A 23498-nucleotide genomic window follows, 5' to 3' on the forward strand; every position below is an offset into this window, starting at 1 on the left:
TGATTTCTCCTTAGAAAAACGGTAAGATACGACATCTTTTTCAAACCGATAAAAGTACGCGGGCTATCTTATCGACAACACGACTTATCGGCAACTTGAGCCACTATTGATTGAACCATGAGCAAAATTGAACCATGAGCAAACTTGAATCCCTTTCTGACTTATTTGATATGGTCGGCTGCGATGTTAGCTATTACGACTTAGGCCGAAACATCACCAAAATCACACCACAGCAAACCGTACAGTTTGATCGAAAACAACAAGCCTACCCTTTTCCATTTCGTCAACACGCATGGCTAGCTTGCCTATTAAAATCAAAAGATGCGTCAAAAGAAGAGATTGCAAAACAAGGTGTGGTTTGGTTTCTCAAACTGCCTTTAGACGAAGCCGGATGTTTGAATCTAGGCACACGAGATCATTTCATTAAAAGCATCGTCGATAAGATTCTCCACAAAGGGGAAGAAGCAGGTTTATCAGAAGCCCTAGAAGACAGCCCTTATGTGTTTAAACCGGATCAAGAACGCATGGCAAGCTTTCACGCCATACTAGGAAAAGACTTACACCAAGAACCTTCTGAATATTTTCATGCGGTTGTTGATTATTTATCATCAGACGTCATTGAAAAAGATGGCAGCTGGCAAACACTAGGGCTTCAAGGTATTGCAGAACTGGCCGCAAGAGCAAACGAAGCAAAGTACGAAGCTCTTATTGATAAAGCCATCAAACAAGCCGCCAACCCAGTTGTCAGCGCATTATGTCATGCGTTAGAACACGAAGGTATTTCAGACAGTCTGCAAAAAACTTTAATCAACCAACTGCAAACAACACAAGATCCATTGACTCAAGCAAGCTACTTGCGTGCCCTATCAAGAGCGGAGCTTAATGATGATTTACTCTTACCTTTATTTGGTTTACTCGGTAGCCTAACCCAATGCCATGACGACGATACCCATGCCATTGCAGCCTTAGCAGCAAAATGCCCACATTGGTTAGGACAAAACCCTCAGCTTCTTCGTATCATCATGGAGAAACTGGCCCATAGAGAAGATGGCTATATTGCTTTCAAGCAGATTGCAGCCGAATTAAGCCAACACTCGGAAACCAAACAACCCCTTTGGACATTATTACGCAGCAGCCATATAAGCCCAAAACTTGCCCAAGCCGTGAGTTACCTCTTTACTGAAACACCCAAATCTTTACATTAAAATCATTTACGCCTCGTTCCTCGTCGATCAGATAAGACAAGGAACAAGGCGTAATCTGACGTTGAAAGCGCAGCTTTCATTTGAAAAACAAAACCCACTCGACAACCTAATTACTTAAACCTAAATCCGCCACATAAAAAAGACCTTCACCCTTGGATAAAAATGAAGGCCTTAACATCAAACAACTCGCATTTTTCAAACATCCTCAAAGCAAACGTAAACACTTTCACCTTGATATTGCTCTAGGATAAATAAATGGAAGTTAACTCTCCGGCTCATCAAGGTAAAAATAACCTAAAGATATTTACTTCATCAGTTTCTGCTGCCTGTCGAACACTCATTGATGCTTTTAAAGTGTTAATACCTCACTAATAGGTATAGAAATGCTTAGCTAAAATAAGCAACGAAGGAGCAAAATCCAACTATCTTTTGCCCTTTTGAGTGACTTATTCTGTTTTTTGAAATAAAATGTACGGAAATACCGTACACAAATTGGAGTTTACAATGGACAGCATAAGTGTCAATCAGTTTAGAGACAACTTAAAAGCATACGTTGAACAAACAGTTAGCGAGCATGAGCCTATCAAAGTAACCAGACGTGCTGGTGATGCTTTTATTATAATGAGTGCAGATGACTGGGAAAGAGAACAAGAAACATTACATGTATTACAAAGTAATAGCTTGATGCAACAAATAGCTGAATCAATGAATACGCATAAGACTAATAAAGGCCACAAACCAACACAAGAGCAATTAGATGAGATCATTAATCTTTGAAGGTAAAACGTGGCTCTCTTACGAGCAGTTAAGAGAAAAAGATAAAAAATTACATAACGCGCTATGTAAAATATTAAAAGAAATGCTTCGCTCAGATCCCAATAATGGATTAGGAAAACCCGAGCCACTAAAGCATAGCCTATCTGGTTTATGGTCGAAGCGAATTTCTCAAAAAGACAGACTCATTTACAAGTTCGATGAAGAGTATGTTTATATATTTGCTATTGGTGGACATTACACTGACCATTAGAAAAAATATAAAGCCTGCTTTAGCTCCGTTTCAAGTTTTTGCTATGCCAACATTACCAGTTCACTAGTTGGAATTGCGATAATTTTCACACCAAAACCCGTAACCTCTGGCAATGTACAATTGTGATGCAGCCGAATTGTTTCACCTGTCGCATGATCTTTGCTATGTGTAGTATGAGCATCCGAAATTAAGTCGATAAATATCCTAATCCAGCAGCTCGTCTAACTGTAGTGTCTACACAAACCTTAAACAGGACACACACCATAAAAATACGATATGAAAAGTCAGTAAAGCAGATAAAATCGTCTACAAAAACATCTATTTTATTGTGTTTGAATGAAAAATCTTACAGAAAAAGATTTAAAAGCTGACTTTCAGACACACTAAAGCAAATCACGCTTTTTAGTGAACAGGTTTTATAATGTTTTTATGACAAGTTAGGCGATGAATTGAAGACTTTGCCTTTTAGGTTTTCTTTGTTGTTGGTGTCTTTCGCAATAATAATCTATTGAGCGTTCTTGCCCAACTAAGTTACCTGTTCTTTTCTCGAATTCTGTTGCGACGCATAGCCAGTTTTCAGAGGAAATATTTAGACGTTTCAAGATAGGCAGTAGCGACGTATCTATTGAGCCACGTTTATCTTCTCGTATGATGCGACCTGTCATATCGATCAACTCAAGATAGCCTGTCTGCGATTGCATACTTCTTTGGTCGCCTGATTACGCCTCGTTCCTCGTCTAATCAGACCTACTTCAGATACATTATCAACGGCAGATCACGGTCGTGCCTCACTCATGCTGCCCTACAGGAGGCAAGAAAAAATTTCATTATTCATAATGAAGCATATTACAAATGTGTCTGTTATTTCATACACCTTGGATTGCCTGATTACGCCTCGTTCCTCGTCTAATCAGACCTACTTCAGATAATGAAAACTTCGTTTTCAGTGGCAGATCACGGTCGTGCCTCCCTCATACTGCCCTACGAATCAGGCGTTTTAAGTCTGTGATATAGGCATAAAAAAACCCATTATCTTTCGTTAGAAAGGTAATGGGGCAACGAGCCTCACTTTGAACAACTCTGAACAAAACGATAATTTTCTACATTAAAAAACAACAAGGTATTAGTGATGAACCGGTTTAGTCGCTTCACGTAATAACTTTCGATATTCTACAAATTCTTTGGTCAGCATATAGCGCCCCTGCTCAGTGTAAGTAAGGGCACCTCTGTTAATTAACGCCTCTAAAGTCTTTGGTAAAACCTTTTGTCGACGCTCTCCCTTGATGAAGTAATACTGATCGTCTAATTGAATTAATTCAAAACCAGACTCTAAATAACCAACACATAAATTCTGAGTTGGCGTTAATTTGAGTTTCATAATTCCCCTCGCATGCCGTCTCTTTATTCAATCATTAAGTTAACTATAGACTCTTTTTTCAAGAAGAATAATTTTGCACACTTAAGATTACAAAAAAATAAAAAAGACATACAAAGGCAGAAGACACTGTAGAAAAGCAAAAAAAGGAAGCATCAGCTTCCCTTTTACTATTCACCCGATTAAATGCAAAAATAGCTTACTCTGCAAATACCACAGTCTTATTACCATGCACTAAGACACGATCTTCAAGGTGATAACGCAAACCTCGGGACAAGACTAATTTTTCGATATCTTTCCCCAAGCGCACCATGTCTTCTGCTGCATGGCTATGACGCACACGAATCACGTCTTGCTCGATAATTGGACCCGCATCCAAATCAGCGGTGACATAATGACAAGTCGCCCCAATTAACTTAACACCACGAACCGCCGCTTGATGGTATGGCTTAGCTCCGATGAAAGAAGGCAAGAAGCTATGGTGAATATTAATCACTTGATGGCGATATTTTTCACATAGAAATTCTGGGAATATCTGCATGTATCGAGCTAATACGATGGTGTCTGCACCCGATTGATCAATGCAAGCTTCAATTTCTTGAAAGGCTGGCATTTTATTTTCTTTCGGTACAGGAATACAAAAGTAAGGAATCTTGTACCATTCAACCATAGAACGAAGGTTTTCATGGTTGGCGATCACACCTACGATGTCACAGTTCAATTCACCTGTGTGCCAGCGATGCATAATATCATTAAGACAATGGGATTCCTTGGTTGCCAACAACACAACTTTAGGACGATCTTCACTGTCTTTTACATACCAGCGCATTTCGTATTCATCTGCGATGGCTTGGAACTCTTCACGGAAGGTTTCTACATCAACAGTTAAACTTTCCGCGTCGACTTCATGACGCATGAAGAACCATTTTTGCCCAACGTCAGTGTGATGACTGGCTTCAATAATAGAACCAGAGCGTTCATTCAGAAACTGACTGACCGCTGCAACAATCCCCACTCTATCGGGGCAACTAATAACAAGTCGAAATGTTTTTCTCATGATGGAAACTTATAAACCTTTAAAAATCAGCATATTGAATATAAATATTGGTGTTTTAATCTCAATTCAGGAAATTATAATTGATTGAGATTTCAATTCCCAGATTTGCGCTTTATGAGATAACACTGGTGAATCTTTGTATTACGCTCAAAATCAAGATCTAGGGTTTGATTAGTAATGTTTTTAATATCAAACTCTTGCTCCAGATCTTCATCTAAAATAAAACGTCGGTAGTTATTCGAGAAGATTAACTCGCCACCTCGATCTAGTCTTGCTACGGCTAAACGAATCAACTCACCGTGATCTCGCTGAATATCTAATACATCCGCCATTTTTTTCGAGTTAGAAAAAGTGGGCGGATCCATGAAAATTAAATCGAATTTTTCACGACTCTCTTTTAACCATTCAATACAGTCAGCACGTTCAACCACATGATCACGGCTAGAGAACTCATTCAGTTCAATATTACGACGGGCCCATTCCGTATAGGTGTTCGACATATCGATACTTAACGTTGTGCGTGCGCCACCTTGTCCCGCATGAACAGACGCAGTACCTGTGTAACAAAATAGATTCAAGAAACGTGCGCGATTGGCTTTATCTTGAATCAATTTACGTACTGGTCTGTGATCAAGAAACAAACCCGTATCCAAATAATCTTTAAGGTTAACAATGAAGTCGCAACCGTATTCTTCGACAATCATTTCATGTTTGGATTGATCCAGTTTCTCGTATTGCTCTTTACCTGATTGCCTTACGCGATGTTTTACCACGACGTTAGATTCAGGAATATTCAATGACGAAGGAATGGCAGAAACCGCTTCATATAAGCGTTGTTTGGCTTTTTCAGGGTCAACACTCTTTGGCGCTTGGTATTCTTGAACATGCGCCCAGGTACCATAAACATCAATCGCCACAGCGTATTCAGGCATATCCGCATCATATACTCGGTAACATTGGATCTTGTTTTTCTCGACCCACTTCTTCATTTTCTTGGCGTTTTTCTGCAAGCGGTTAGCAAACATTTGCGCACCTGGTGTCATTACAGATTGCGCGACTACGTCTTCTTTGATGCTACCGGCTAACAATGGAAAAAGGTAGGCACGACATTCAATGCCACCGTTAATTACACGAGTACTTTTCTCTGGGCGAACTGGGATTTGACGGGCTAATTGATCGTTGCTGGTTAGCATCATAAATTGCCAACCACGAGCGTGTGTGACGACCCACTCGCCAAGTTCACGATACAAGGCGATCAAGGTCATTTCGTCGCCAATACGCTCACCATAAGGCGGGTTACAAATCACTAAACCCGGTAGTTCAGGATTAATATCAAACTCGTGCTCTTGAAATGGCGTCATAGCGACGTCGATGATACCTACCATGCCTGCGCGTTTGATGCTTTCACGAGAAGCGGCAATCGCTCGTTGATCTCGATCCGTACCTTGAAAACGCAAACCTAATTCAACAGCATCTCTTTTACGGTTTTTCGCAAAATCCATTAACTGCTGCCACATACGGTGATCATGCTGTTTCCAGCCTTTGAATCCCCAATATTGACGGCCTAAACCTGGCGCGATGTCTAACGACATCATGGCCGCTTCCACTAAGAAAGTACCAGAACCACACATAGGGTCGATTAACTGAGTTAAGCCACAATCTTTGCCCCAACCAGCTCGTAGCAACAAACCCGCTGCAAGATTTTCTTTTAATGGTGCCATGCTGCCCTGTTGACGATAACCACGGCGATGCATGCTTTCACCTGATAAGTCGATACTTACCGTGACCACTTCACGTTTAATGCGCAAAGCAATACGTACATCAGGTTGATTTTTTTCGACACTTGGACGCTCGCCAGACAAGGCAACAAAGTAATCCGCAATCGCATCTTTGGCGCGGACAGCACCGAATTGAGTATTACGAATATGATGGTTCGTACCATGGCAATCAATTGCAATCGTATTGGTCGCCGACATGTGATCAGACCATGGAATGGCTTTTACTGCGTCGTATAGATCATCAGCGGAATCGATCTTGAAATTAGCAATTGGCAGCATCACTCGAGTGGCAACACGAGACCAAAGACATGCTTTATACATGCCTTCTAGATCTGTGGTTAATTTAACTTGCCCTTCACCAAAGCGAGTCTTCATTAGACCTTCGCCATGCAGTTCTTTTTCTAAGACATTTTCTAATCCTAAAGGACAGGTTATTTCTAATGCGTAAACCTGATTTTCTGAATCAGTTGTCTGTAATATTGTGCTCATTTTTAAATTACTTTTTTAAAATTCAATGGGAGATCTCGTTCCGGCGTTCCGGTTAAAGATCTCAATGGATATTCAACAAATAAAGAAGGCGAGATCATGTCTCGCCTTCTTCACAACCCGCAAAATCAGGCGAGCTGTTTTCAATTCAATTTTTTAAATGCCTAAATCACGTTCTCGATAGTAGGCATCTGTACTGGCAATGGCTTCTTTTATCAATTCTGGACCTTGATAAATAAAACCAGAGTATATTTGTACCAAACTTGCTCCGGCTTGAAGTTTTTCAACGGCATCTGAACCACTTGAAATACCACCCACACCAATAATTGGCAAGGTGCCTTTCAAATGCTCTGCAAGCACTTTAACAACATGAGTTGAAGCATCACGTACTGGCGCACCACTCAACCCACCAGCTTCCTCTTCAAACTGATGACCAACAACTGCATCTCGGGACAAAGTCGTATTGGTGGCAATGATACCATCAACACCCTGCTCCACCAGCGTATCTGACACTAATTTAATTTCATCATCTGACATATCTGGGGCAATTTTCACTGCCAAAGGAACACGCTTACCTTGTTCCGCTTCATAGCGATTACGAGCTTCAACTAATGGTGCTATTAATTGCGCCAAACTTTCACCAAACTGCAAACTACGCAACCCTGGAGTATTCGGTGAACTAATGTTCGCTGTAATGTAGTCAGCATAAGGAATGACAGCCGTTAAGCAGGCTAAGTAATCAGCAGCAGCATCTTCAACCGACGTGGTCAAATTTTTCCCTATATTCACACCTAAAACACCAGGGTAACGATGGGATTTAATACGAGAGACAAGATGATCAACACCCTTATTGTTAAACCCCATACGATTGATGATAGCTTCATGCTCTGGCAAACGGAACAAACGAGGCTTTGGATTCCCGGCTTGACCTTTTGGCGTCACAGTACCAACTTCAACAAAACCAAACCCTAATGCCCCTAATGCTTCAAAAGCATCCGCATTTTTATCCAAACCTGCCGCTAACCCTACCGCATTAGGAAAACGTAACCCCATGACATCCACTGGTTTAGTTGATGGCAATCCACCTAGCAATTTATTCAAGCCCAATCGACTGCTTGCAGCAAGAAGATCTAATGACAATTCATGAGAAACTTCAGGGTCCAATTTAAAAAGTAATGAACGAGCAAGGTTGTACATAAAATAAGGCTCCTAGGTGTTTAAGTCAGGCTGACGTTTTATCAAAGCAGTGCTCTCTAAACGGCACTATCTAAGCTGAGTAACGCCAATCAATTTATTCATATCATCAAATTCTACTTCAAACACACCATTAATTCCCTGATGTGTTACAAAACGCTGAAAAGCGACCAAAGGTAGTTGAACCTTTCGACCATCCAAGCTGCTTGCCACTAAGTTTCTTGCAGAACCCGCATACATAGCTTCATATTTAAATGCAGGCAAGGCCACACTCAATACAACTTTTGCCATTTTTTATTCCTATGCTTACGTTACTCTTACAGACGTTACTCTGTGCGTAAAGATTTGAATCCGATAAGATGGAGGTTATTATATTGTGTTGACACTTTTTTTGACAGAAGTATAAGGAATCTAGGTTCGATGGTAGCTGTAATTGAACAACTAAAAGACCACCTAAACCGTGCCATTATTGGCCAACCGGATTTAACCCACGAATTACTTGTCGCTTTAATCGCCAATGGCCACGTGTTATTAGAAGGGCCACCGGGTATTGCCAAGACGACTGCCGCTAAAGCTCTCGCCAATGCGATAGACAGCCGCTTCCAACGAATTCAGTTTACTCCTGACCTATTACCTGGCGATGTAACGGGCTCCGACATATATCAACAAGAAACGGGGGAATTCAGCTTTATTCCTGGCCCCATAATGAACGACATAGTACTGGCTGATGAAATAAACCGTGCGCCAGCAAAAGTGCAATCCGCCTTATTAGAAGCCATGGGTGAAAATCAAGTCACTGTCGGTAACCATAGTTATGCGTTATCACCTTTGTTTTTTGTCATCGCGACTCAAAATCCAATTGAGCAAGAAGGTACTTACCCTTTACCTGAGGCACAACTTGATCGTTTCATGTTGAAAATAAATCTTGGCTATCCAAGCGCTACTAGTGAATTAGAAGTACTCAGACTGGTCAGACAGCAAGACCTACACAAAGCCGCTACTAGCACACCACAACCCTTATGCAAGCCAAGTGACATTCTTGAACTACAACAGAAAGCCTTGTCTCTATACATGTCAGAAAGTGTCGAGCAATACATAGTGCAATTGGTCATGGCAACTAGGCAACCTGAGCTTTACTTTGGAGATGCAGGGAAAGGAGCAAACCTGATTGAGTTCGGCGCAAGCCCTCGAGGCACCCTCGCATTAGATCGCTGTGCCCGCGCCAATGCACTATTAAATGGTAGAGATTTTGTCACACCCGACGATGTTCGTCAGATTGCTTTACCTGTTTTGCGTCATCGCATCATTACGACTTTTGAAGCTCAGGCGACGGGGTTGTCTGTGGATGATTTATTGAAGCGATTAATCAGTCACGTTCCGGCACTTTAGCGACAAAAGTAAGAACAATGAGTAGGAACATGAGCCCATTATTATCGCCAGAATCACCTGAGCTAGATGAAGCGCATTTTGCACTCTTGGCCCATTATGCAAAACATTTAGGTCGAGCACCTAAAGCCATTCGCTTTGCAACAAACTCAGGCGAACGTCGATCGCGCCAAAAAGGCCACGGCATGGAAATGCTGGAGCTGCGCGCCTATCAAGCGAGCGATGATTTGAGACACATTGATTGGCGCGTTACTGCACGTACGGGGCAGGCACATACTCGTCTGTATGCTCAAGAGAATGACCATCAAAGATTATTGTTAATTGATCTATCAAATCATGCTTATTTTGGAACGCGTCACACTTTTATCTCAACTCGCTTGATTCAAATCGCAGCTATTATCGCATGGCGCTCAAAACAACAAGGCGACACTTTATCCTATCGTTTAAGTTACGGTGGAAAAGAATACGCCAGCAACAAACAAAGCATGTTTCCAACCTTTCTTCATCAATTACAAGGCGCGTCACTATTAGAAAATAGAACACAAGATATGAAGAAAAACAGTGTTTGGGCTCACTCATTATTGGCTGCCAAAGCACATAATAAAGATGTCATCATACTGACAGATAAACAAAGTTGGAGTGATGATGAAGAAAGTGAGCTAATAAAACTTGCTAGACATAATTCTGTACACTGGATTCAGGTCATTGACAGTAATGCTTACAATTTACCAGCTGGACAATATCAAATAGCAGACGAAAAAGGCATTCAACGTGTCAATGTCAGTAAAAAAACCATGCAGCAAGCGAAGGAAGCATTCTTCGAACAAAACACCTTGATGCGCCAAAAATTGGCTACCATTGGTATTCGCCACCAGTTATTCGACTTAACAGAATCCCCTGAAAAAATTGCTCGTTATTTACTTTCTCAAGGAGCTTTACGCTAATGCCTGCAGATCATGCACAGGCAACAATGAGTTTGCCTAATGAAGCTTATTTACTACCCCAGTCTGTTCCGATGTGGCCACCCGTTTGGTGGACATGGCTCCTATTGGCTGTGGTTGTTCTATTTGTACTCGGTACTCTTATTTATTTTCATCGTCGATATAAAAAACGAGCCTATCGTCGCGAAGCTTTAGCGAATATAAAAAAAGCTGCAACGGACAATACGCAAGGCATTCTGCAAGATAAAGCTGGCATATTGCTGTGCCATGAAATGATCAGACGCTGCCTAATCAGTGAAAACAAAACAGAAATGGCCGCCCTACCCAGCACCTTACTGCTGGAGAAAATAGATAGTACCATGCCGAAAAAATATCAATTTTCCTCAATAGGTAGCGCATTTTTTGATGGCCCTTATCGCCATAATGTTGAGCTTACGATTGAACAACGAAAGGTTATGTTTAAAACGACAAGTTATTGGATAAGGAAACACCATGCTTGAATTAACCTGGCCTTGGCTTCTATTTCTTCTCCCTCTACCTTTGGCAGTATTTTTTCTTCCAAAAGCCAAGCCAAAAGGAAATGCTATTTGGTGGGCCAACACAGAGCAGTTAATCCATCATCAGGATATCAAAGCGGTATCAGGACGCTTTCAATTACGATTTTTCTGTCTGACGATGTCATGGATTTTACTAGTTATGGCTATGACAAAGCCTGCTTGGTTGGGAGAACCAACAAGAGTCATTCCATCAGGACGTGATTTATTAATTGCCTTGGATTTATCTGGCAGCATGCAAGTTTCAGACATGACACTTAATAATCAACCAGCAAACCGACTCGAAGCAGCAAAATCGGTGTTATCTGACTTTATTAAAGAACGACGAGGTGATCGTATTGGCATCATAGTTTTTGGCTCCAAAGCCTACTTACAAGCACCATTGAGCTTTGATACCAAGACTATTAATCAACTTGTCCAAGAAGCTCAAATAGGCTTTGCCGGAGAACAAACCGCAATTGGTGATGCCATAGGTTTAGGCATTAAAAGATTAGAAGATAAACCATCAGATAAGAAAATCTTAATCCTCATGACGGACGGAGCCAATACCGCAGGCCGTGTTCAACCTGAACAAGCTGCAACTTTTGCCGCCTCACAAAACGTACGCATACATACCATAGGTATTGGTGCAGACAGCATGTTAGTTCAGAGTTTCTTTGGGGCAAAAGTAATTAATCCGTCCAGTGATTTAGACGAAACCCTACTTAAAAACATTGCAGCACAAACCGGTGGAGAATATTTTCGTGCGAAGAGTACTGAAGACCTAAGAGCCATCTATCAAACACTAGATGCTTTAGAACCAACCCCCGCAGAAGATATTTGGCAACGACCTTTAACAAGCCTTTTTCACTGGCTTGGATTTGCTGCTATCGCTTTTCTTGGTTTGGCCTTGCTGTCTAATAGAGAAATCATTTGGCGCAAAAGGAGTCTTTCATGATGTTGTTTGAACTCATTCATTTTGAACGCCCTTATTGGCTACTTTTCATTCCAGTAACCTTATTAATCATCTTTTTTTAGATACTAACGCGTCACAAAAAACCACGCTCAATCACACAGTAGACGCAAATCTGCTAAAACATTTGGAATACAAAAATACATCAACAAATACAAATAAATGGTTAGGGTTCACTGCCATTCTATTATGCTGGGTTGGATTGGCTGGTATTAGCTGGACAAAAGTTCCAACGGACATGTTTGAAAGTACGCAGAAAACCGTTTTGGTCGTCGATCAATCTTTATCTATGTATGCGACGGATATTAAACCTAATCGTCAGACACAGCTAAAACAAACGGTTCGAGATATCCTTGAGCAAACAAAAGAAGGTGATATAGCCTTGGTTGCTTTTGCCGGTGAAGGCTTTGTCATTAGCCCATTTAGCCAAGACAGAGAAACCATTACTCACTTCTTGTTAGCACTCGACCCTATCATTATGCCCATGTATGGCAGTAATTTAAGTAGTGGCGTTGAAACAGCCTTATCACTCACCCAAGATACAACAACACCTTTACACCTTATTATTTTAACTGACGACCTAAGTGAACAAGACAAACAACAGATCCCATCATTACTAAAGGGAATTAACACACAACTCGATGTCATTGCAGTGGGAACCTCTACGGCCTCACCTATCACACTTCCTGATGGTCAGATCATGAGACAAAATGGAAGAAACGTTATCGCAACGACACCAATTAATGATTTAAAAGCATTTACCAAGTCATTAAATGGTCAATTTTATCAAGGTCGCTTAACACCAAGCGAACTTGCCCTGATAACCAATACATCTTTAGACAATCAACACACTCAAAAATCTCAAAACAAAAGCCTTCATTGGCAAGAACAAGGCCATTGGTTTGCTTTACCCTTCCTACTCTGGCTCGCGTTTCAGTTTAGAAAAGGCATGCTATTTATATTGCTAATTAGTATTTTTTCCGTCCCTTCGGAGAAAGCTCTGGCCTCTCCTTTAGATTGGTTTTTAACCCCTGACCAAAAGGGACAACAAGCGGTTGACCGAGGTGATTGGCTAGCCGCTGATGAATTTTTCACTCAACCAAATTGGAAAGCAGCCTCTTCTTATGCTTTGAAAAACTACCAAGAAACTATAGATTCTCTTAAAAAAATAGAGAGAAATGCTTCTGAAAACTACAACCTAGGTAATGCTTTAGCCTTATCTGGTGATACACAAAAGGCTATCGAAGCTTATGAAAAAGCCCTAGAACAAGATCCATCACTGGTCGTTGCCAAAGAAAATCTCGACTATTTGAAGAAACAAGAAGAAGAAAAAAAGACAATCAACAATCTCAGGATCAAAATCAAGACAACAAGCAAAAACCAAATAAAGACAAACAGCAAAATCCATCAGAAGCTGATAATAAAAATGACTCAGAAAATTCCTCAGAGTCAAAAAAAGACAATAAAAAGAACGAAAAAGAAGACAAAGATAAATCACCTGAGGATAATAAGCAGAATGACGATGCAAAAGACAAAAGAGGAACAGAACAACCTATCGAAGAAAAACTCGATAAGGAAAAAACTCAAGCGCTAAACCAATGGTTGAGACAAATCCAAGACGATCCTGGATTATTGCTCCAACGTAAACTTTGGTACTTGCATCAAGAGAAACGTAACGAAAGTCGATTTACCCAAGAGGATAGGCCAAACCCATGGTAATAAAGCAATTTTTCTATTCATTCATACAGAAAAGTCAGCACGTAGGTTTACTTTCTTTTCTGATGACAACGTTGCTTTCTATCTCGCTCTCTGGCTTTCTCCATGCAGCAAGCGTTACAGCATCTCTTAACAAAAATGTCACTACCGAAAATGAAGTTGTCCAATTAACATTACGAGCTGACTTTTCAGACACTGGGAATGGTCCAGATTTAACACCACTACAGCGTGATTTCGATGTATTAGGCAAAAGCCAAAACAGCCAGTTCAGTTTCAATTTAGGCACAAGCACCGCTTTGAATTTCTGGGTAGTTTCGTTGATGCCGAAATCAGTGGGAACAGTAGAGATTCCTCCTATCAAAATAGGCGACTACGAATCTCAACCAATTAAATTAACAGTTAAAAGCTCACCTCAACTGTTAGACGGTAACGGTAACCCTCCTGTCATAATGAAGACAGAAGTTTCAGAAATAGAACCTTATTTACAACAAGAAGTCATTTTGAGTGTAGAACTCTACACTTCTGTTGCTTTACAAAATGCAAACCGCTCCACACCATCTCACCCAGACCTAGTCATTGAAAGACTAATTGATGATCAAGTTAACTACCAAACCATCAATGGCACACAATATCAGGTTATTACCCGTGAATATTTAGCTTTCCCACAACGCAGTGGCATTCTTACCGTACCACCACAAACCGTTCAAGCGATGATAAACACCTCCACGGGCAGAAGAATGATTAAGGTACAAAGTGACCCTCTTAATCTACAAGTACTCCCTATTCCCGCGAGCTATTCTAGTGATGTTTGGCTACCAAGCTCTAAAGTTACAGTCTCAACTAAACTAGAAAAGACCAGTGATGCGCCAAGAATTGGAGACACGCTGATTTGGACAATCGACATAAAGGCAAAAGGAGCGCTTCCTGAGCAAATTCCTACTTTAGATTTTAACAGCACACGCAACTACAAGCTTTATCCAAAACCACCTCAGTTTAGTAATGAAAAAACAGCTAAGGGTGTTACTGGGCATCAAACCATTAGCGTTGAAGTAGTTCCAACAGAAGAAGGAACCTTATCGCTTCCAGATATCAACATTGCTTATTGGGATACAGAAACAAGGTCAATAAGTAACGCCAGCGCTTCAACAGCGGATATTACTATTGATCCACTTCCAAATACTTCTGACATGGTAAATAAAGGAACGGGGGATGCAGCCCCCACTAAAAATACAATTAGTGACCCCCTTCCTGCGCAACCACGTTCTGTTGCCCCCATTTCTTTAGCTAAAAAGCCTGTCGAGAAAACTGAGCCTAATGACATTAAAATAGCCATAAATAACTCAGAGGAAGGTCCGTCATTACGCCATTATTTTATTGCTGGGTTACTATTCATCACCTTATGTATGCTAGGTCTATGGCTAGTTATGTGGCTCAAGAAAAAGAAATCATCACCTAAAATTGAACCTAGTGTTCCAACCTTGCAAGAATTCGCACCACTTAGCACTCAAGATGAGCAAAGTGCTTATACTGCCTTGCTAGATTCTTGCCACCAAAACAACCTTACAACACTAAGACCTTGCCTCTTAGAATGGGCTCGCCATCGCTGGGGTGATAACGAAATCCACAGTGTAGATGACATCAAACGACTCACTTCCGTTCAAGTTACGCAGCTATTAATGGAAGCTGAACTTATGCTGTACTCGAATAACCCTATTCATGAGTGGCAAGGTAAACCTCTTGCTGAGGCATTAGAAGAATATACCAGTGGCCAAGAGAAACCGTCACAAGAAAGTCAGTTAAAGACACTCTATCCAAATTTTTAAATTATTAAGTAAAAGGACCCTCATGATGACATCATTTCAGTCGGGCATTATCGCAGAAGCATCAAGTGACGCCCTTTTTATCACGCTTAACATTAATCCATCGAAGATTAATGAAGTAAAAAGCACTTTAGCAGCGACTCCAAAGCTAATTTCTGATATTCAGAACCAATTCCCTGATGCAAACCTACATGCAGCAGTAGGAGTGAGCCATCAAGCATGGGAAATGCTTGATGTTAAACGCCCACTTCACCTTGCCCCTTTTCCTCATATTAAAGGGAAAGAAATAGAAATAAAGCCAACAGATGTAGACCTTGTTTTGCACATTCGCTCTTCTCGTCGCGATGTAACTTACCAGTTAGGTAACACTCTCTACACTGCATTCAAAGACAGTGTCAGCCTTGTCGAAGAAGTGAGCTGCTTTAAATACCTAGATAACCGTGATTTAACTGGGTTTGTTGATGGAACAGAAAATCCAGAAGGTGAAAACCGAAAAAATGTTGCTCTTGTTGGAGATGAAGATCCCAACTTTAAAAACGGTTCCTATTTCAACCTCATGCGCTTTGTCCACGACCTAGATAAGTGGGAAAAACAAGACCTAAAAACTCAAGAAGATACCTACGGGCGCACAAAAAAAGACAACCAAGAATATGCATCAGCAGATAAATCAGTCCACGCACATACAAAACGAACATCGCTAAAAGACGAAGATGGACGCTCTATGGAAATCCTTCGCCAAAGTATTCCTTACGCCTCTTTAACAGAGAAAGGTTTAATGTTTGCGAGTTACAGTAAAACACCTACGATTTTCAATCTTATGCTAGAGAGCATGGTAAAAGGTGATGAAAATGGCAATACAGATCACCTTATGAAATACACAAGTGCGAAAACAGGACAGGCGTTTTTTGTTCCTTCTATTGAATGGCTAACAACCCTATCAAATAAGTAGACCAAACTCTTTTCTTTAGTTCGTTCTAAAACAAAAAAAAGCCACTCAATGAGTGGCTTTTTCATAAAACGAATACTAGCTTATCGCTTAATATTCGCCTTACCTGTTAAAAAATTTTGCTGCCCTTCTGTACTCAACGTTGCTTGAATTTGATTCAAGTATTGCTCATAAGCAAGCTGCTGATCAGTAGAAACTTCTTCCTGACCGGCATTCACTTCATTCAATCGAATCAAAGCTAGATCCCCATTGGAAAGCCCTTTAACGGCAATCACTGGCGAATCATCTTGAGGGTGTGCCAATGAGAAGGCTAAAGAAGTTAATTCATCTTGGCCACGCTTAGCATTCTCTACAGAAGACCAAACAGTGCTTTGAGAGTCTTTTGCCGCTTCCGCTTTAGACTTAAGTGATTCTAACGCTTTATTCTGCACAACAATCGATGTGACCTGCTCTTTCGTTTCATCATATGATTGGAAAGACTCTGGCTTATGATCATTTAAATGAACAACCACAACCTGATCATCACTTAATTCAATTAAATTACTATTTTGATTATCTTCCAAAACAGAAACATCAAAAGCAGCAGCAATCACAACGGCATTACTAGTAATGTCATCTGAACCACCATCACGGCCAAAATAATCACTCTGAAGCACGTCTACGCTATATTCTTTAGCAATCGCATCTAATGTATCACTTGCATAAGCTAAGTCTGTAATGTCTTCGTGAGCTGTTAACAAGGCATCTCTTGCTTTTACCTCAAGTAACTGCTCCCTTAACTCAGCCTCTTTAGACGCAAAACTTGGCGCATCCGATTTTACAATCTCATTTAGCTTAATTAGATGATAGCCAAATTGACTCTTAACCGATTTCACATCACCAACTTTCATTGAAAACAAGGTGTCATCAAAGTCTTCGTCAATCGTACCTTTAACGAGATAACCTAAATTACCACCATCATTTTTTGAGCCGATATCATCAGAGTATTCTGCTGCTAAATCTGAGAAGCTTTCACCCGACTCCAATTTAACTTGAATTTCTTCAATAATTTTCTGCGCATCTTCATCACTTCTATCTGATGTATCTATCTGAATATGAGAAGCTGATCTTTCTTCTTGTCCCAAAGCAGAGACAGAAGCAGTATAAGCATCTTGTAGTTCTGCATCAGTAACACTGACATCATCATAAAAATCAGAACTAGAGATAACCACGTAATTTAATTTTACTTGCTCAGGTGTTTTAAAACTTTCTTTATTAGCTTCGTAATAAGCTTTTAATTCATCATCGGACACACTTGTGTTTTCAGACTCATCTGCCAAAGAAAAAGAAACATAGTCATAAGATCGCTCTTGTGACTGTAATTTGGAAACATTATTTACCTGATATGGCAATACAAATTCAGATCCGGCAATGGCATTACGAGGTTGCTGAATTAAAACATCTTGTTTAATACGTTCTTTAAAGGCAAGCGGAGTAAAGCTTAGAGAACGTATAAAGTTAAGGTATTTATTTTGATCAAACTGACCATTAGTTTGAAATTGCTCTGCTTGCAATAAATAAGCATCAACTTGAGCATCAGAAACACCTAGACCCAACTCTTTAGCTTGATTTGCTAAAACTGCGCGCTGAATCAATTCATCTAAAGCTCGGCGTTGCAATAAGTTATCTTCCAATAAGGCCGGATTAATTTGTCCCCCCATTAATGAAATCAACTGACGACGCTGTGTTTCAGCACCTTGCAAAACCTGAGTTCGCGTAATTTCTACGCCATCAACTTCTGCAACTGTATCTGATGAAGTAAAGCTGTTAACTAAAGCATCTACGCCAAATAGAGCAAAAGTCACAACGATAAAACCAACTATGATCTTTACCACAATGCCTTGTGACTTATCTCTTATATCTTGGAGCATTACTGCCTCCGAATGAATGAATTTAATGACCAATAAAAAAGGTGCATTCCGCTTGGAATACACCTTTTGTGTCTAATGGCGGAACAGACGGGACTCGAACCCGCGACCCCCTGCGTGACAGGCAGGTATTCTAACCAACTGAACTACTGCTCCAAAAACATTAGTTTACAGCGTCTTTTAGACCTTTGCCGGCTTTGAAACCAGGAACTTTCGCTGCTTTAATTTGGATTTCCTCACCAGTTTGAGGATTACGACCTGTACGTGCCGCACGTTCTTTAACTGCAAAAGTACCAAAACCAACTAGTGTAACCTGGTCACCTTTTGCCAACGCAGCTTCAATTGTTTTTAAAGTAGCGTCAAGAGCATTACTTGCAGAAGCTTTAGATAGATCAGCAGACGCTGCGATAGCATCAATTAATTCAGATTTGTTCACGTTGTACCCCTTCAGTAAATTCGTGGTTCCTTAAAATTTTTCGGCTCAGTAAAAAATACCTACCGACAAGGCCGAGCAAGAAGTTATACAAGCCCAACCTACTCCCTGTCAACACAGGATATGCCTTTAATGATGACTTACAGTTTCTTGTTCATCAACAGTTTTTTCACTTGAAGGTAAGGTTTCTACCTTTTTTGGTGAAGGAATATACTCTAAAGCGATATCAAGTACTTCATCAATCCATTTTACAGGAACGACTTCAATGTCTGCCTTGATATTATCAGGAATCTCTTTCAAATCACGAGCATTTTCTTGCGGAATTATAACAGTTTTTATCCCGCCCCTGTGAGCCGCCAGAAGCTTCTCTTTCAAACCACCTATAGGTAGCACCTCACCACGCAGTGTAATCTCGCCTGTCATAGCCACAGAGGCCTTAACAGGGATCTTAGTGAGGACGGAAACAATAGCAACACACATTGCCACACCAGCACTTGGTCCATCTTTTGGTGTCGCCCCTTCAGGCACATGTAAATGAAGGTCGGTTTTTTCATGAAAATCTTCATCAATTCCAAGTCCAATTGCCCGACTTCTTACAACAGTAAGGGCGGCTTGAATGGATTCTTGCATCACATCACCAAGAGAACCAGTCTTCACATGACGTCCTTTACCGACCACTCCAGCCGCTTCAATGGTCAATAATTCACCACCAACAGACGTCCAAGCTAAGCCCGTTACCTGACCAATCTGATTTTTTTCTTCTGCTTTTCCATAACTAAATTTATGAACACCAGAAAAATCTTCCAAATTAGCACCGGTAACTTCAACCGCTTTTGCTGTTTTACCTTTACTCAGCGCTTGCTTTTTAACAACTCGGCGACAAATTTTGCTCAATTCTCGCTCTAAGCCACGAACACCAGCTTCTTTTGTATAGTAGCGAATAACGTCCATAAGCGCGTCATCAGAAACCTGAATCTCAAGTTCTTTTAGACCTGCCAATTTGATTTGCTTAGGCAATAAATAACGTTTAGCAATATTCAGTTTTTCGTCTTCTGTGTAACCAGGAATTCGAATAACTTCCATACGATCAAGCAATGGACCTGGAATATTCATACTGTTTGAAGTACATATAAACATCACATCCGATAAATCATAATCCACTTCAAGATAATGGTCATTAAAGGTATGGTTTTGCTCAGGATCAAGAACCTCTAATAAAGCTGAAGCAGGATCACCACGCTGATCCATTCCCATCTTGTCGATTTCATCTAATAAAAACAGCGGATTCTTAACTTTTACTTTTGCTAACTTCTGTAGCAATTTACCTGGCATAGATCCTATATAAGTACGACGGTGACCTCGAATCTCAGCCTCATCACGCACACCACCAAGGGCCATACGTACATATTGACGATTCACTGCTTTTGCAATCGATTGACCTAGGGAGGTTTTACCAACACCAGGAGGCCCAACCAAACACAGAACAGGACCCTTTACTTTTTTCACACGCTGCTGTACAGCAAGAAACTCTAAAATTCGTTCTTTTACATCCTGTAAACCATAATGATCTTGGTTTAAGATTTTCTCTGCATAAGCTAAATCATTACGAACTTTACTGCGCTTTTTCCAAGGTAGACAAATCAACCAGTCTATATAACCACGAACCACTGTTGCTTCTGCAGACATAGGCGACATCATCCGCAATTTTTTCAGCTCTGCATCGGCTTTCTCTTTTGCCTCTTCCGACATACCAGCTTCAGCAATTTTCTCCTGAAGTAAATCCAGCTCATTACCACCATCTTCCATGTCACCCAGCTCTTTCTGAATGGCTTTCATTTGCTCATTCAAATAGTACTCACGTTGACTTTTTTCCATTTGCTTTTTAACACGGCTACGAATGCTTTTTTCAAGGTGGGCAATATCTAGTTCACCATCCATCAAACCGATCAAGTATTCTCCTCGACCCGTTAATGAATCAACCTCTAACACTTTTTGCTTATCTTCTAACTTCAAGCTCATGTGACCAGTGATGTTATCAATCAACTTAGACAAGTCATCAATTGATTTTAGAGACGCCACCACTTCCGCAGGAATACGTTTACTACCAGCAACATATTCATCTAATTGCTTAAGCAAAGCATTACGAATAACACCATGCTCAGTTTGATCTTCGTCTTGAAGGTTTAACTCAACAACTTCGCCATAAACAAAACCTTCTGCATCTTCCATACGATTTAGTCGGGCACGCTTCCCACCTTCAACCAAAACTTTCACTGTGCCATCAGGTAGACGCAACAATTGCATGACCTTTGCTGTTGTTCCAATAGAATAAAGATCCTCTAAAACTGGATCATCTTTAGACGCATCTTGTTGGGCAACAAGAAACACATATTTATCATTTTCCATTGCAGACTCTAATGCAGCAATAGATTTAGCACGACCAACAAATAACGGCAGCACCATATGAGGATATACAACCACATCTCGAAGTGGCAGCATTGGAAGGAGCAAAGAATCTGACATATTTTTTTCCAATCTGGGCGCCATCAAAAAAAGCGCACTTTAAATTTCAACATTCAATAGGAAAGAGATAAGGGCGAAGCACAAAATTACAAGCGCAAGTCACATTTGTATTTTAGTCTACAGAAAACTAAACACATAAAATCCAACAAAAAAAGCCGAATAAAAGTCATCAAACTTAAATTCGGCTTTATATATCACATCAACAATATTAAGAATTAAGCATTTTTCGCTATTTCTTCTTTCTCTAATACCATCAAAGGTGCAGACTCTCCACGAATAGAGGCGCCATCCATGACAACTTTAGAAACGTCGTTACGGGTAGGTAGCTCATACATAGAATCCAACAATGCGGATTCTAAAATACTACGCAACCCACGAGCACCAGTTTTGCGTTCTAATGCTAACTTTGCTGCTTCACGTAATGATTCAGGTGTAAATTCTAGCTCTACACCTTCAAGCTCAAACAGATGTTGATACTGTTTAACCAATGCATTCTTAGGTTGGCTTAAGATCGTCATCAAGGCTTCTTCATCAAGCTCTGAAAGCGTTGCCACTACCGGTAAACGACCTACAAACTCTGGAATCAGACCAAATTTGACCAAATCTTCCGTTTCTACACGGTGCACCGCTTCAGAGAAGGACTTACCTTCATCCTTGCTTTTTACTTTAGCTGAAAAGCCAATACTACTCTTCTCTGTCCTTTCACTAATAACGCGCTCTAAACCTGCAAACGCACCACCACAGATAAATAATATATTGGATGTATCAACTTGCAAGAATTCTTGCTGAGGATGCTTACGACCACCTTGAGGAGGAACAGAAGCCACTGTACCTTCAATCAATTTAAGCAGTGCTTGCTGAACACCTTCGCCAGATACATCACGAGTAATAGATGGATTATCAGACTTTCTAGAAATCTTATCTATTTCATCAATATAAACTATACCACGTTGTGCTTTTTCAACATCGTAATCACAGCTTTGCAGTAGTTTCTGAATGATGTTTTCAACATCTTCACCAACATAACCAGCCTCTGTTAAGGTTGTTGCATCTGCAATAGTAAAAGGCACATCTAAAACACGAGCAAGTGTCTGAGCAAGTAATGTTTTACCACTACCTGTTGGACCAATTAGCAAAATATTACTTTTGCCAAGCTCGATACTCGTATCCGTTTTACCTTGATGACGAAGTCGCTTGTAATGATTATAAACCGCAACAGCCAAAACACGTTTCGCTTTATCTTGACCAATAACATAATCATCAAGTGCTGCACTTAATTTTGATGGCGTAGGCAACTCATCATCAACTTCACCATCGGCATCAATTTGCGACAACTCTTGAATAATAATGTTATTGCATAAATCTACACACTCATTACAGATATAAACCGAAGGTCCTGCAATAAGCTTTTTTACTTCGTCCTGACTCTTTCCACAAAAAGAACAGTACAATAACCGATCAGAGTGGTCGCCACGGCTAAAATTATCATCCGACATTTATTCCACCCTTTTATTAAACTTCTCGTTTCAACAGAATTTCGTCAATTAAACCATATTCTTTTGCCGTTTCAGGATTCATGAAGTTATCACGATCCGTATCAATGGCAACTTGCTCAATAGGCTTGCCTGTATGAAAAGAAATAATTTCATTTAGTTTATGTTTAATACTTAGAATTTCACGTGTATGAATTTCAATATCAGAAGCCTGGCCCTGATAACCACCTAGTGGTTGGTGAATCATAACGCGTGAGTTTGGTAAGCAATAACGCTTCCCAGTTGCACCAGCCGTCAATAATAAAGCCCCCATACTTGCCGCTTGGCCAATACACATAGTACTAACATCTGGCTTAATGAATTGCATAGTATCATAAATAGACATACCCGCTGTGACTGAGCCACCAGGAGAGTTGATGTATAAATGAATATCTTTATCTGGATTTTCTGATTCTAAAAATAGCAACTGAGCCACGACCAAATTGGCCATGTGGTCTTCAACCTGACCAACCAAGAAAATCACTCGCTCTTTCAATAAGCGAGAATAAATATCGAACGACCTTTCTCCGCGAGCTGTTTGCTCAATAACCATTGGAACAAGGCCATTGCTCGTAATCGCAACAGGGCCGGTAGTTGGGTTCGTTAAGTTCATACTGTGTTCCTTAAAAAAAGCCTTAAAACAAAAAAGCCGACATAGCATATGCT

The 23498-nt window shown here is 40.5% G+C and carries 21 protein-coding genes and 1 tRNA gene; 10 read left to right on the forward strand and 12 right to left on the reverse strand.

Annotation, left to right across the window (positions count from 1 at the left end; all coding sequences use genetic code 11):
• Positions 1–134: 134 nt before the first annotated feature.
• The 3 genes from AC0L3Y_RS16575 (at position 135) to AC0L3Y_RS16585 (ending at position 2232) form a co-directional block, all read left to right on the forward strand.
• The gene (locus AC0L3Y_RS16575; RefSeq protein ID WP_473466585.1) at positions 135–1205 is read left to right on the forward strand and encodes a DUF3549 family protein; all 1071 of its coding nucleotides are present in this window, start codon (positions 135–137) and stop codon (positions 1203–1205) included.
• Positions 1206–1709: 504 nt separating this feature from the next.
• The gene (locus AC0L3Y_RS16580; RefSeq protein ID WP_473466589.1) at positions 1710–1982 is read left to right on the forward strand and encodes a type II toxin-antitoxin system Phd/YefM family antitoxin; all 273 of its coding nucleotides are present in this window, start codon (positions 1710–1712) and stop codon (positions 1980–1982) included.
• On the forward strand, positions 1963–2232 hold the full coding sequence (locus AC0L3Y_RS16585; protein WP_473466591.1) for a Txe/YoeB family addiction module toxin: 270 nt from the start codon (positions 1963–1965) through the stop codon (positions 2230–2232). The genes AC0L3Y_RS16580 and AC0L3Y_RS16585 overlap by 20 nt, the downstream gene beginning before the upstream one ends.
• Before the next feature lie 437 nt (positions 2233–2669).
• Here the strand turns inward: AC0L3Y_RS16585 and AC0L3Y_RS16590 are convergent, their stop codons facing one another.
• The 6 genes from AC0L3Y_RS16590 to AC0L3Y_RS16615 form a co-directional block, all read right to left on the reverse strand.
• On the reverse strand, positions 2670–2933 hold the full coding sequence (locus AC0L3Y_RS16590) for a hypothetical protein (protein WP_473466595.1): 264 nt from the start codon (positions 2931–2933) through the stop codon (positions 2670–2672).
• Between the two features lie 422 nt (positions 2934–3355).
• Positions 3356–3610 carry a formyltetrahydrofolate deformylase gene (locus AC0L3Y_RS16595; RefSeq protein ID WP_473466599.1) on the reverse strand — a complete coding sequence of 85 codons (255 nt, stop codon included), beginning with the start codon at positions 3608–3610 and terminating at the stop codon, positions 3356–3358.
• Positions 3611–3806: 196 nt separating this feature from the next.
• Positions 3807–4664 (reverse strand): formyltetrahydrofolate deformylase, encoded by an 858-nt coding sequence (purU, locus tag AC0L3Y_RS16600; protein ID WP_473466602.1) that lies wholly within the window; start codon positions 4662–4664, stop codon positions 3807–3809.
• A gap of 92 nt (positions 4665–4756) precedes the next feature.
• Entirely contained in the window at positions 4757–6931 is a 2175-nt protein-coding gene (gene rlmKL, locus AC0L3Y_RS16605) for a bifunctional 23S rRNA (guanine(2069)-N(7))-methyltransferase RlmK/23S rRNA (guanine(2445)-N(2))-methyltransferase RlmL (RefSeq protein ID WP_473466605.1), read from the reverse strand.
• Between the two features lie 153 nt (positions 6932–7084).
• A complete protein-coding gene (locus tag AC0L3Y_RS16610; protein ID WP_473466607.1) occupies positions 7085–8125 on the reverse strand; it encodes a quinone-dependent dihydroorotate dehydrogenase in 1041 nt (346 codons plus the stop codon).
• Positions 8126–8191: 66 nt separating this feature from the next.
• Positions 8192–8413 (reverse strand): DUF2835 family protein, encoded by a 222-nt coding sequence (locus tag AC0L3Y_RS16615; protein WP_473466610.1) that lies wholly within the window; start codon positions 8411–8413, stop codon positions 8192–8194.
• Between the two features lie 129 nt (positions 8414–8542).
• Here AC0L3Y_RS16615 and AC0L3Y_RS16620 point away from each other — a divergent pair, with 129 nt between their 5' ends.
• The 7 genes from AC0L3Y_RS16620 (at position 8543) to AC0L3Y_RS16650 (ending at position 16440) form a co-directional block, all read left to right on the forward strand.
• The gene (locus tag AC0L3Y_RS16620; protein ID WP_473466612.1) at positions 8543–9511 is read left to right on the forward strand and encodes an AAA family ATPase; all 969 of its coding nucleotides are present in this window, start codon (positions 8543–8545) and stop codon (positions 9509–9511) included.
• A gap of 29 nt (positions 9512–9540) precedes the next feature.
• A complete protein-coding gene (locus AC0L3Y_RS16625) occupies positions 9541–10452 on the forward strand; it encodes a DUF58 domain-containing protein (RefSeq protein WP_473466616.1) in 912 nt (303 codons plus the stop codon).
• Complete coding sequence (locus tag AC0L3Y_RS16630; RefSeq protein WP_473466620.1) at positions 10452–10949, forward strand: DUF4381 family protein; 498 nt, start codon at positions 10452–10454, stop codon at positions 10947–10949. The genes AC0L3Y_RS16625 and AC0L3Y_RS16630 overlap by 1 nt, the downstream gene beginning before the upstream one ends.
• A complete protein-coding gene (locus AC0L3Y_RS16635) occupies positions 10942–11940 on the forward strand; it encodes a VWA domain-containing protein (RefSeq protein ID WP_473466623.1) in 999 nt (332 codons plus the stop codon). Before AC0L3Y_RS16630 ends, AC0L3Y_RS16635 begins: the two co-directional genes overlap by 8 nt.
• A gap of 34 nt (positions 11941–11974) precedes the next feature.
• Entirely contained in the window at positions 11975–13549 is a 1575-nt protein-coding gene (locus tag AC0L3Y_RS16640) for a VWA domain-containing protein (protein ID WP_473466626.1), read from the forward strand.
• Between the two features lie 118 nt (positions 13550–13667).
• Positions 13668–15494, forward strand: a complete 1827-nt coding sequence (locus tag AC0L3Y_RS16645) for a BatD family protein (RefSeq protein ID WP_473466630.1) — start codon at positions 13668–13670, stop codon at positions 15492–15494.
• 22 nt (positions 15495–15516) lie between these two features.
• Positions 15517–16440: a Dyp-type peroxidase gene (locus AC0L3Y_RS16650; RefSeq protein WP_473466632.1), complete on the forward strand. Its 924-nt coding sequence runs from the start codon at positions 15517–15519 to the stop codon at positions 16438–16440.
• 80 nt (positions 16441–16520) lie between these two features.
• Here the strand turns inward: AC0L3Y_RS16650 and AC0L3Y_RS16655 are convergent, their stop codons facing one another.
• The 6 genes from AC0L3Y_RS16655 to clpP form a co-directional block, all read right to left on the reverse strand.
• Positions 16521–18347, reverse strand: a complete 1827-nt coding sequence (locus tag AC0L3Y_RS16655) for a SurA N-terminal domain-containing protein (RefSeq protein ID WP_473466634.1) — start codon at positions 18345–18347, stop codon at positions 16521–16523.
• A 76-nt stretch (positions 18348–18423) separates the two neighbouring features.
• A tRNA-Asp gene (locus tag AC0L3Y_RS16660) sits at positions 18424–18500 on the reverse strand.
• 7 nt (positions 18501–18507) lie between these two features.
• Positions 18508–18780: an HU family DNA-binding protein gene (locus AC0L3Y_RS16665; protein WP_036163501.1), complete on the reverse strand. Its 273-nt coding sequence runs from the start codon at positions 18778–18780 to the stop codon at positions 18508–18510.
• Positions 18781–18906: 126 nt separating this feature from the next.
• Positions 18907–21300: an endopeptidase La gene (gene lon / locus AC0L3Y_RS16670; RefSeq protein WP_473466636.1), complete on the reverse strand. Its 2394-nt coding sequence runs from the start codon at positions 21298–21300 to the stop codon at positions 18907–18909.
• Between the two features lie 215 nt (positions 21301–21515).
• Positions 21516–22796, reverse strand: a complete 1281-nt coding sequence (clpX, locus tag AC0L3Y_RS16675) for an ATP-dependent protease ATP-binding subunit ClpX (RefSeq protein WP_473466637.1) — start codon at positions 22794–22796, stop codon at positions 21516–21518.
• A 16-nt stretch (positions 22797–22812) separates the two neighbouring features.
• Positions 22813–23445: an ATP-dependent Clp endopeptidase proteolytic subunit ClpP gene (gene clpP / locus AC0L3Y_RS16680; RefSeq protein WP_473466639.1), complete on the reverse strand. Its 633-nt coding sequence runs from the start codon at positions 23443–23445 to the stop codon at positions 22813–22815.
• Positions 23446–23498 lie beyond the last annotated feature (53 nt).

Source organism: Marinomonas sp. GJ51-14 (genome assembly GCF_055808695.1).

Bases quoted from the DNA above. Each gene is read 5' to 3' on its own strand.
- AC0L3Y_RS16650 (WP_473466632.1), top strand. From the start codon at position 15,517: ATGATGACATCATTTCAGTCGGGCATTATCGCAGAAGCATCAAGTGAC.
- AC0L3Y_RS16575 (WP_473466585.1), top strand. From the start codon at position 135: ATGAGCAAACTTGAATCCCTTTCTGACTTATTTGATATGGTCGGCTGC.
- AC0L3Y_RS16645 (WP_473466630.1), top strand. From the start codon at position 13,668: ATGGTAATAAAGCAATTTTTCTATTCATTCATACAGAAAAGTCAGCAC.
- purU (WP_473466602.1), bottom strand. From the start codon at position 4,664: ATGAGAAAAACATTTCGACTTGTTATTAGTTGCCCCGATAGAGTGGGG.
- AC0L3Y_RS16585 (WP_473466591.1), top strand. From the start codon at position 1,963: ATGAGATCATTAATCTTTGAAGGTAAAACGTGGCTCTCTTACGAGCAG.
- lon (WP_473466636.1), bottom strand. From the start codon at position 21,300: ATGTCAGATTCTTTGCTCCTTCCAATGCTGCCACTTCGAGATGTGGTT.
- AC0L3Y_RS16610 (WP_473466607.1), bottom strand. From the start codon at position 8,125: ATGTACAACCTTGCTCGTTCATTACTTTTTAAATTGGACCCTGAAGTT.
- clpX (WP_473466637.1), bottom strand. From the start codon at position 22,796: ATGTCGGATGATAATTTTAGCCGTGGCGACCACTCTGATCGGTTATTG.
- AC0L3Y_RS16655 (WP_473466634.1), bottom strand. From the start codon at position 18,347: ATGCTCCAAGATATAAGAGATAAGTCACAAGGCATTGTGGTAAAGATC.
- AC0L3Y_RS16615 (WP_473466610.1), bottom strand. From the start codon at position 8,413: ATGGCAAAAGTTGTATTGAGTGTGGCCTTGCCTGCATTTAAATATGAA.
- AC0L3Y_RS16590 (WP_473466595.1), bottom strand. From the start codon at position 2,933: ATGCAATCGCAGACAGGCTATCTTGAGTTGATCGATATGACAGGTCGC.
- rlmKL (WP_473466605.1), bottom strand. From the start codon at position 6,931: ATGAGCACAATATTACAGACAACTGATTCAGAAAATCAGGTTTACGCA.
- AC0L3Y_RS16625 (WP_473466616.1), top strand. From the start codon at position 9,541: ATGAGCCCATTATTATCGCCAGAATCACCTGAGCTAGATGAAGCGCAT.
- AC0L3Y_RS16630 (WP_473466620.1), top strand. From the start codon at position 10,452: ATGCCTGCAGATCATGCACAGGCAACAATGAGTTTGCCTAATGAAGCT.
- AC0L3Y_RS16620 (WP_473466612.1), top strand. From the start codon at position 8,543: ATGGTAGCTGTAATTGAACAACTAAAAGACCACCTAAACCGTGCCATT.
- AC0L3Y_RS16635 (WP_473466623.1), top strand. From the start codon at position 10,942: ATGCTTGAATTAACCTGGCCTTGGCTTCTATTTCTTCTCCCTCTACCT.
- AC0L3Y_RS16580 (WP_473466589.1), top strand. From the start codon at position 1,710: ATGGACAGCATAAGTGTCAATCAGTTTAGAGACAACTTAAAAGCATAC.
- clpP (WP_473466639.1), bottom strand. From the start codon at position 23,445: ATGAACTTAACGAACCCAACTACCGGCCCTGTTGCGATTACGAGCAAT.
- AC0L3Y_RS16595 (WP_473466599.1), bottom strand. From the start codon at position 3,610: ATGAAACTCAAATTAACGCCAACTCAGAATTTATGTGTTGGTTATTTA.